The organism is Frankia tisae (assembly GCF_025403405.1).
Lineage (GTDB): Bacteria > Actinomycetota > Actinomycetes > Frankiales > Frankiaceae > Frankia > Frankia tisai.
This window is the reverse complement of record NZ_JANEZT010000279.1, coordinates 1-9,167: the sequence shown is the minus strand read 5'-3', so window position 1 is coordinate 9,167 and position 9,167 is coordinate 1. Positions and strand designations below refer to the sequence as shown.

General features: G+C 74.6%; 7 protein-coding genes. 4 read left to right on the top strand and 3 right to left on the bottom strand.

What is annotated here, in order from left to right:
- Positions 1–308 precede the first annotated feature (308 nt).
- Positions 309–1,115 (top strand): isocitrate lyase/PEP mutase family protein, encoded by an 807-nt coding sequence (locus NBZ85_RS22500; protein WP_261558824.1) that lies wholly within the window; start codon positions 309–311, stop codon positions 1,113–1,115.
- 39 nt (positions 1,116–1,154) lie between these two features.
- On the opposite strand, the gene NBZ85_RS22495 is transcribed toward NBZ85_RS22500, so the two are convergent.
- Positions 1,155–1,928, bottom strand: a complete 774-nt coding sequence (locus NBZ85_RS22495) for a polysaccharide deacetylase family protein (protein WP_261558823.1) — start codon at positions 1,926–1,928, stop codon at positions 1,155–1,157.
- A 176-nt stretch (positions 1,929–2,104) separates the two neighbouring features.
- On the opposite strand from NBZ85_RS22495, the gene NBZ85_RS22490 reads away from it, so the two are divergent.
- From NBZ85_RS22490 to NBZ85_RS22480, 3 genes are all read left to right on the top strand, one after another.
- Positions 2,105–3,751: a TerD family protein gene (locus NBZ85_RS22490; RefSeq protein WP_261558821.1), complete on the top strand. Its 1,647-nt coding sequence runs from the start codon at positions 2,105–2,107 to the stop codon at positions 3,749–3,751.
- Positions 3,752–3,794: 43 nt separating this feature from the next.
- A complete protein-coding gene (locus NBZ85_RS22485; protein ID WP_261558820.1) occupies positions 3,795–5,663 on the top strand; it encodes a phospholipase D family protein in 1,869 nt (622 codons plus the stop codon).
- Positions 5,664–5,901: 238 nt separating this feature from the next.
- Positions 5,902–6,759: a DUF459 domain-containing protein gene (locus NBZ85_RS22480; RefSeq protein ID WP_261558819.1), complete on the top strand. Its 858-nt coding sequence runs from the start codon at positions 5,902–5,904 to the stop codon at positions 6,757–6,759.
- 51 nt (positions 6,760–6,810) lie between these two features.
- On the opposite strand, the gene NBZ85_RS22475 is transcribed toward NBZ85_RS22480, so the two are convergent.
- Together NBZ85_RS22475 and NBZ85_RS22470 are read right to left on the bottom strand one after the other, a co-directional pair.
- Positions 6,811–7,128, bottom strand: a complete 318-nt coding sequence (locus tag NBZ85_RS22475; protein WP_261558818.1) for a hypothetical protein — start codon at positions 7,126–7,128, stop codon at positions 6,811–6,813.
- A gap of 114 nt (positions 7,129–7,242) precedes the next feature.
- The coding region (locus tag NBZ85_RS22470; protein WP_261562546.1) for an ABC transporter ATP-binding protein at positions 7,243–9,167 on the bottom strand (1,925 nt) is incomplete at its 5' end.

Genomic DNA, 9,167 nt, shown 5'->3' with positions numbered 1-9,167 from the left:
GGTGAGGGGTGGGATGGGCCGCGGGGCGCGTTCGTCCTTGGTGGGTGCTGTCGTCGTGCTCGTCTTGAGTGGGAGAGCCCGAGAGGCCGCGACGGGGTTGCCCAGCGCCGCGGAACACCATGATCGTTGATATTGGCGTTGGCGTTGGTGCGGAGCGGATGGACGGGGCGCGGTGGGCGTGGTCTCCGCCGTGTTCGCATCCTGACCACAACCACAGACGCGCCCTAGGCTGAGTCCGTGAGGATCTGTTTCTGGCAGATGGTCCAGCTCGCCCATGGTCGGACCGCAGGCCGCCGGGCGGTCGCACCGTGACGGCTGCAGCTGCGGCCGCGCGGGTCGAGCGGTTCCGCGCGCTGCACCGCCCCGGGGCGCCGCTGATCATGCCGAATGCCTGGGACGCGGGGACGGCGCGGGTGCTCGTCGCGGTCGGCTGCCAGGCGGTGGGGACGACGAGCGCCGGGTTCGCCGGCACGCTCGGCCGGCTCGACCAGTCGGTGACCCGCGAGGAGACGCTCGGGCACGCCGCCGCGCTCGCCGCCGCGGTGGGCGTGCCGGTCTCCGCCGATCTGGAGAACGGTTTCGGCACCGAGCCGGCCGAGGTCGCGGCGACGGTGCGGGCCGCGGTGGGCGCGGGGCTCGCCGGATGCTCGATCGAGGACTTCACCGGCGGCCGGCAGGGCTCGATCCACGAGGTCGGGCTGGCCACCGAACGGATCGCCGCCGCGGTCGAGGCGGCGGCCGGGCGGCTCGTGCTCACCGCCCGCGCCGAGAACCACCTGCATGGGCGGGACGACCTCGCCGACACGATCGTTCGGTTGCAGCGCTACCAGCAGGCCGGCGCCGACGTGCTCTACGCCCCGGGGCTGCGGCGCGCCCAGGACATCCGCAGCCTGCTGGCGGAGCTGGACCGCCCGGTCAACGTCCTGCTGATGCCAGGCGGGCCGGGCGTGGCGGAGCTGGCCGAGCTCGGCGCCGCCCGGATCTCGACCGGCGGCGCGCTCGCCTTCGCCGCGCTGGGCGCGCTCGGCCGGTCGGTCCGTGAGCTGCTCGGCGGATCGGCCCCGTCGTTCTGGCCGGACGCCGGGGAGGGGCGCGAGATCGTCCGCTCCTGGTAGCGGCCCCGCTGCCGGCGGTGTACAGGCAGCCGGCAGCGGTCAGCGGCCGGGGCCAGGGGCGGGCAGGCCGTGCTCGGCTAGGGGGCCGAGGCGCAGGCCGGCGTCGTCGCAGCGGGCGGCGATCTCCGGCAGGGCGCCGAGGGCGCTGCGCCAGGCTCCGGGTGCCGAGGTGCAGTCGCAGTCATGCAACAGCACGGTGGCCCCACCGCGCAGGTCGGGGGCGAGGGTGGCCAGGACGCTGCGCGGGGTCGCCTCGGCGGTCCAGTCCCGGCCCCACGCCGACCACAGCACCGGCGTCAGCTCCAGGTCGCGGGCGGCGACGAGCAGTCCGGCGGACAGGATGCCGTGCGGCGGCCGGACGAATCGGGGGGCACGGCCGGTGACCTCGGCGACCAGGTCGCGGGTGCGCTCGAGCTGGTCGCGGGTGGACCGCGGGCCGCGCAGCAGCATCGGGCGGTGATCCCAGCCGTGCACGGCGAGCTCGTGACCGGCGGCGACCATCTCCCGTGCCAGGGCCGGTGAGTCCGCCAGCAGGCTGCCGAGGACGAAGAACGTCGCCTGGACGTCGAGCTCGGCGAGCACCTCGAGGAACTGGGGGGTCGAGACGGGGTCGGGCCCGTCGTCGAAGGTGAGCGCGACGTGGTCGGCGGCGCCGATCCCGGCGAGGTTCGGGGTGACCCGCAGCCGCAGCCGCCGCAGCGTGGCCAGCGAGGGCAGGCTGTAGGTGAGCCCCGCCGTGGCACCCAGCACCACCGCCGTGCGGGCGGCCCGGCGCCCCACGGTTGACCTGCGCGTCGTGACGGACCGCGTCATGACGCGAAACTCTGCCACACGTGGTGCCGCGCCCCCAGCGCGACCCACCACCGGCCCGAAATGTCAGGACCGGCCGCCGTCCGTGCCGATCGGCATACATTCTTCCACGCAGACATCACACAGACATGTCGACGGCGGCCGGCAGACCGCCGCCGCCCCGACCCGCGGAAGGCACGATGACCCTGGCCCCGACCCTGCAGAAGGGCGCCAACACCCCTGTCCCCACCGGGGTGCTGCGCGTCTCGGTCGGCTGGGCCCGAGGTCGGGTGGTGGATGTCTGCGCGCTCCTCGTCACCGACGAGGAGCGGGTTCGCTCCGACGGCGACTTCGTGTTCTTCAACGCGCCGAACCATCCTTCGGGTGCGGTCACGTTGACGGCCGCCGGCCCCGGATCGGCCGGCCTGCTGGTGGCGCTGCCCCGGGTGGAGCCAGGCGTGACCCGGATCGTGATCGCCGGGTCGCTCGACGGGGGGACCTTCGCCGAGCTGGCCGACCTCGCCGTCGAGCTGACCGACCAGGCCGGTGGGCCGGTGGCCAGGTTCGTCGCGGAGCCCGACGAGCCGGTCACGGCCCTGGTGTTCGGAGAGCTCTACCGCCGGGCGGGCGGCTGGCGGTTCCGCGCCGTCGCCCAGGGCTGGGACAGCGGCCTCGCCGGGCTCGCCCACGGCTTCGGCATCGACGTCCGCGGCGAGGGGCAGCCCGAGGCGCCGGCGGAGGGGCAGGCCGAGGCAGCGGCGGCCCGTTCATCGCGTCCGGGGGGGCGGATCCGGGCGGACTGGTACCCCGATCCGGTGCGCCCGGACCACATGCGCTGGTGGGACGGGGACCACTGGCAGGGGCCGCCCACGCCGATCCTCACGGAGTCGGACACGAGCTGCGGGCGGTGCGGCGCGCGCAAGCGGTGGCGGCTGCTCGGCGGGCCGCCGGCCTGCGAGGAGTGCGCGCAGGCGATCCGGGCGTACCTGTGGGACTGGCGCGCGCGGGTGGTGTCGTCGCTGACGCGGGGCGACCCGACCGGCGCCGACCTCGAACCGCTGTGGGCCGACCTGCGCTACCAGCGGATTCCGGAGCCGGCGGGCTGGGAGATCGTGCAGACGGTCGGGCCGGCGCACCTGGAGCGGCTGACGGCGTTCGCGCTCGCCGACGGGGTGATCGAGCAGGACGAGGTCGACCGCATCGAGGCGGCGGCCGCGCAACTGCGCCTCGCCGGCCCGGGTCTGGACGCGCTGCGCCACCGCCTGGCCCGCGGCCTGGAACTGACCCGGATCGGCGCCGGCGAGCTGCCCCGGCTGCCGGCGGGCTCCCTGCACCTCGAACTCGACGAGATCGTGCACCTCGACGTGCCGGCCACCCTGGTCCAGCAGGCCGCCGCCGGCCCCCAGCACGCCCCCGGTCGGCTGCTCGCCACCAACCGCAAGCTGCGCTTCCTCGGCGAGACCGGCCGGGGCGCCGAGCTCGGCCTGGCCAAGATCGTCGAGGTGGAGGCGCGGGGTGGATGCGTCGACATCGCCGCCACCACCAGCCGCGGCTCGGGCAGCTACCTGGTGGATGACCCGCAGTACGTCGCGGCGGTGCTGGCCGGCATCCTGCGGGTCGCCCGGCGGCAGGTCATCGCCCCGGGCAGCCGGGCGAGCCGGGCAATCCCGCAGGCGGTGAAGGCGGAGGTGTGGCGGCGCGACGGCGGGGTGTGCGTCGAGTGCGGCGGCAACGAACATCTGGAGTTCGACCATGTGATCCCGTTCAGCCGCGGCGGCGCGTCGAGTGTCAACAACCTGCAGCTGCTGTGCCGGCGCTGCAACCGCACCAAGGGTGCGCGGATCTGATGACTCGCCGGAAATGGTGGTTGCATCCCGGAGGAAGGGCTCGATGAGCAGATCCAGGGCACAGGCGGAAGATACGTCGGCGGTGACTACGGGTGATGTGGTGACGGCGGGTGGCACCGGCAGGACCACGGCATCGGACGCGTTACCGGCTCCGGCCGCCCCGTCGGCGCCGCCAGCCCCGCCGTCGCAGCCAGCCCCGCCGTCGCAGCCAGCCCCGCCGTCGCAGCCGACGCCGGCTGTCCCGCCCGCCCGGGAGGACACGCCGGACGGCGGGGCAGCCGCCTGCGGGCCGGACGCGGACGGGACGGCGGTGCTCGCCGAATGGTTCCTGACCTCCGAGGAACGCGGGAACCCGAGCACCGACCTGGACCGGCGCCATCCCGACGGTCGGCCGTGGACCAGCGGCAACCTCGTCGTACCGCTCGTGCACGGCCGGGACTACTTCAGCCGGCTGCTGGCGACCGTCGAGGGACTCGGCGACGGTGACCTGCTGCTGTTCACCGACTGGCGCGGGGATTACGACCAGCGTCTGGACGGCGCCGGCTCCGAGGTCGGCGAGGTGCTGGGCCGGGCGGCCCGCCGCGGGGTCGCGGTCCGCGGACTGATGTGGCGTTCGCATCTGGAGCTGCTGTCGTTCAGTTCGAAACCGAACCGGCTGCTCGCGGAGCAGCTCACCAGCGCCGGGGCGCGGGTCGTGCTGGACCAGCGGGTGCGCCGCGGCGGCTCCCATCACCAGAAGCTGGTGATCGCACGTCCCGGCGGCGATCCGGGCGCCGGCGTGGCCTTCGCCGGCGGGATCGACCTGTGCTACAACCGGCGCGACGACGCGGCCCACGCGGGTGACCCGCAGAGCCAGCCGATGGCCGCCCCCTACGGCGACGCCCCGCCCTGGCACGACATCCAGGTCGAGGTGCGAGGCCCGGCGGTCGGCGATCTGGAGCACACCTTCCGCGAGCGGTGGGACGACCCGTCGAGCCTGGACAACCCGAACCCGCTGCGGCGGCTGTTCTACCGCATCCGCCCGGTGGCGACCCGGACCGACGAGCTGCCGGCCCAGCGTCCCGATCCGCCGGCGGCCGGCTCGCACAACGTCCAGATCCTGCGCACCTACCCGCGCAAGCTGCGCCCGCCGTACCCGTTCGCCCGCGCGGGGGAACGTTCGATCGCCCGCGCCTACCAGAAGGTGCTCCGCCGCGCCCGCCGGCTGATCTACCTGGAGGACCAGTACATGTGGTCCACCGAGGTCGCCCGGCTGTTCGCCGACGCGCTGCGCCGCGCCCCGGAGCTGCATCTGATCATCGTGGTGCCGCGCCATCCCACCCAGGGCGGACGGTTCTCGCTGCCGCCGAACCTCGTCGGCCGCGAGCAGGCCCTGGAGCTGTGCCGGGCGGCCGGCGGCGACCGGGTCGGGGTCTACGACGTCGAGAACCATGCCGGCACCCCCGTCTACGTGCATGCCAAGGCGGTGACGGTCGACGACGTGTGGGCGTCGGTGGGGTCGGACAACCTCAACCGGCGATCATGGACGCATGACAGCGAGCTGGCCATCGCGACGATCGACGACACGCTGGATCCGCGCGAGCCGCGGGATCCGGCCGGGTTGGGGGACGGCGCCCGGGTGTTCGCTCGCGACCTGCGGCTGCAGCTGTGGCGCGAGCATCTGGACTGGGAGGGCCCGGACGGCGAGCTGCTCGACCCGGAGGCGGGCTTCGCGGCGTTTCGCACCCACGCCGAGGACCTGGCCGCCTGGCATGCCGACGGGCGGGTCGGCGACCGGCCGCCGGGCCGGGTCCGCCCGCACCGCCCGGCGCGGCTGAGCCGGTTGAGCCGAACCTGGTCCGCCCCGCTCTACCATTCGCTCTACGACCCCGACGGCCGCCCGCACCGGATGCGCGCCGCGGGCGAATGGTGACGGCCACCCGGGGCCCCACGCCAGCTGCGCCACCGATGTGCTACCCAGATCACACCCAACGGGTCAGTTGAAGCGCCGGTCGCACCACGATCGCGCCCGCCGGTAGGCACCATGGAGGGATGCCCGTCGATGCCCGCCCGGCATCGGCTGTGCCGCCTGCCCGCCCTGTGCGGGGTCCGCGGCGCAGCGGGCGCCGCCGGGAACGCCGCGGGCGGGGCGCGTCGAGGAAGGGCGGAGGGTGCGGATCGGACGGCTGGGCCCGATCGGCTGGTTGTTCGTCGTCGCGGTCGTGCTCGTGGCGGGGGCGGCGGTCGTCTCCCGTACCTCGCATGACCGTCCGCGGGTGGCGATGTGGGGCGACTCGCTGGCCTGGGAGGCGGGCGCGTCGTTCAGCCGGACGGTGCGAGCCGACGGCCACAGCCAGGTGCTGGTGCGTACCTGGGGCGGTACCGCCCCCTGCGACTGGCTGTCCGACATCCGCGATCAGTCCCGGCGCTGGCGACCGACCGTGGCCGCAATAGCCTTCTCGGGTAACCAGGGGACGGCGTGCATGCAGGGACGGGACCTGGTGACCGCCTACCGGGAGGACGTCACCCGGGCGGTCGAGCTGCTGACCAGCCGGGGCGCCGACGTCATCCTCGTCGACGCCCCGCCCCGGCGCGACCAGCCGGTCGACGCCGCCGGGCTGACCCCGCTGGACCGGGTGTGGCGGCAGATCGCCGGGACCCACCAGCACACCCGCGTCGCCCCCGCCGGCCGGGCGATCACCGCCGACGGCCGCTACACCCCGACGCTGCCCTGCGCCGCCGGGGAGACCTGCGGCCCCGGCGGGATGGTCACGGTGCGCAGCCCGGACGGCACCCACTTCTGCCCGCTGGTCCAGCCGCCGATGATCGCCTGCCCGGTGCCCTCCCCCGGCGCGGTCCGCTATGGCACGGCGATCGCCCACGAGGCCCTCAGCCAGCCCGACGGCACCGACACCGGTGACGATCGCGACTCCGGCCCCGGCGGCAACAGCCCCGACCGGGGCGGCACCGCCAGTGGAGACGGGCCGCGGGTGGCCGGCGCGCAGGGCCGGCGCCCAGGGCGGCCCTAGCCGAAAGCTACGAAGGGTGTGGCGGCCGGTGGGCGCGCCGAATCCCGGGGCTCAGGCGACCCGGCGGCCGGTCGTGGCCATCCGCCGACCGGTCACCGAGCGTCGGTGCACGCCCAGATCGTCGCGCCACGACAAATACGTGCGGTCGGACATGCCGATGACGGACAGCCGGTCGGCGAGGTCGGCGGCGAGCGCCTCGACCTCGCCCGGGCGGTAGACGCACACGGCGAGGCCATGCCGATCGACGGAGGTGATCCCGGCCCGGTCACGCAGGCTGGCGTCGAGCTGATCGGCGACCTCGTCGGGGCCCGCGATGCCGCGGGGTAGCTCGGGCCATGCGACGTCAACCATCAGACCGCTTGTGATCATGAGTCCCCTCCTCCGCTGGACGCCGCCGTCCCGGCCACATCGGCGAGGCCGGCAGGGTGACTGGCGGACGTTCCGTCCGCCCCCGAGGGGCATCCCCACCGGCGAGGAGTCGAATCATGACATTACGGAATGGTCTGCGATTCCAGCCCCGTTCGGCGCCTCTCCGGCGTGGATTCCGCCGCCGGGCGCTTCAGCGGCGGACGATCCGGTGGCGGGTGGTTCGGGGTCGGGTGGTTCGGGGTCGTCGGTGAAGGCCGCCCACAGGCGGGCGTAGGGGCCGCCGGCGTGGACGAGCTCGGCGTGCGTCCCCTGCTCGGCAACGCGACCGTCGGCCATCACGACCACCCGGTCGGCGCGGGCCGCGGTGGTGAGCCGGTGGGCGACGACGATCGTGGTCCGCCGGGTGGTGACCGCCTCGGCGGCGGCGGTGACGGCGGCCTCGGTGGCGAGATCCAGGGCGGCGGTCGCCTCGTCGAACAGCAGGATGTCGGGGTCGGCGAGCTCGGCGCGGGCGAGCGCCAGCAGCTGGCGCTGCCCGGCGGACAGGCCGCGGCCCCGCTCGCCGACGGGATGGTCGTAGCCGTCGGGCAGGGCGTCGATGAACGTGTCGGCACCGACCGCGTGGGCCGCGGCCAGGACCTCGTCGTCGGCGGCGTCGGGCCGGGCGTAGGCGATGGCGTCGCGGATCGTGCCGGAGAACACGAACGGCTCCTGCGGGACGACGCCGAGCCGGCGGCGGTAGGCCGACAGGTCGAACTCGCGCAGGTCGACGCCGTCGATCCGGATCGCCCCGCCGGTGACGTCGTAGTACCGGGCGATGAGTTTGACCACCGTGGACTTGCCGGCGCCCGTCTCGCCGACGAAGGCGACGGTCTCACCGGGGGCGATGCGCAGGCTCACCCCGTCGACGGCGTTCCCCGCCGCGCCGTCGACGACGGTGTAGGCGAAGTGCACGTCGTCGAGCACCACCTCGCCGGTGAGCCGGCCGACCGGGCGCGGGTGCGCGGCCGGCGGCGTCGACGTCGGGGTGCGCAGCAGGTCGGACAGCCGGCGCAGGCCGACCATCGCCTGCTGGTAGCCGTCGAACACCTGGGAGAGCTGCTGCACCGGCGAGAAGAACAGGTTGACGTAGAGCAGGAAGGCGAGCAGCGCACCCGCCGACAGCGATCCGTGCACGGCGAGATGCGCGCCGATGCCCAACACGAGGGCGCCCGCGATCCGGGAAAGGAATTCAACAAAGGGGAAGTACAGGGCGATCATCCGCTGTGCCCGCATCCGCGAGCGCCGGTAGGAGTCGGCGAGCCCGCGGAACCGTTCCTGGTTGACCTCCTCCCGGCCGAACGCCTGCGCGACGCGCAGCCCCGTCAGGTTCTCCTGCAGGGACGCGTTGACGGCGCTGACCCGTTCCCGGGATTCGGTGTAGGCGGCCGACGAGCGGCTCCGGAACACCACCGTCACCGCGATCAGGATCGGCAGCACGGCGATGACGACGAGGGCGAGCTGGGCGTCGAGGAGCAGCAGCGCGATCAGCACGCCGAAGAAGGACAGCAGGCTGACGATCGCGGTGACCAGGCCGGTCTGGAGGAACGTCGACAGGGCGTCGACGTCGGTGGTCATCCGGGTCATGATCCGACCGGCGAGCTCGCGCTCGTAGTAGTCGAGCCCGAGGCGCTGGAGCTGGGCGAACGTCTTGACCCGCAGCACGTAGAGGAGCCGCTCCCCCATCCGCCCGGTGACCCGGGTCTGCCAGATCTGGACGAGCCAGTCGGCGAGGGTGACGGCGAGCGCGACGCCGGCGGTGGCGAACAGCACGCCCCGCGCCTGCGCGCTCACGCCCGCGTCGACGGCGTGGCGCACCAGCGCCGGCACGGTCAGGCCGGCGACGGCATCGAGCGCGACCAGCAGCAGCCCCACCACAAGCGGGGCGCGCACCCAGGACAGCAGCCGGCGCAGCGTGAAGTCCGGGTCGGGCGCCGCGGCGGCGGCCTGGTCGACCTGCGGATCGTCCCTGGCCGGCAGCAGGGCGTCGACCCGGGCGA

Bases quoted from the DNA above. Each gene is read 5' to 3' on its own strand.
- NBZ85_RS22495 (WP_261558823.1), bottom strand. From the start codon at position 1,928: ATGACGCGGTCCGTCACGACGCGCAGGTCAACCGTGGGGCGCCGGGCC.
- NBZ85_RS22490 (WP_261558821.1), top strand. From the start codon at position 2,105: ATGACCCTGGCCCCGACCCTGCAGAAGGGCGCCAACACCCCTGTCCCC.
- NBZ85_RS22485 (WP_261558820.1), top strand. From the start codon at position 3,795: ATGAGCAGATCCAGGGCACAGGCGGAAGATACGTCGGCGGTGACTACG.
- NBZ85_RS22475 (WP_261558818.1), bottom strand. From the start codon at position 7,128: ATGATCACAAGCGGTCTGATGGTTGACGTCGCATGGCCCGAGCTACCC.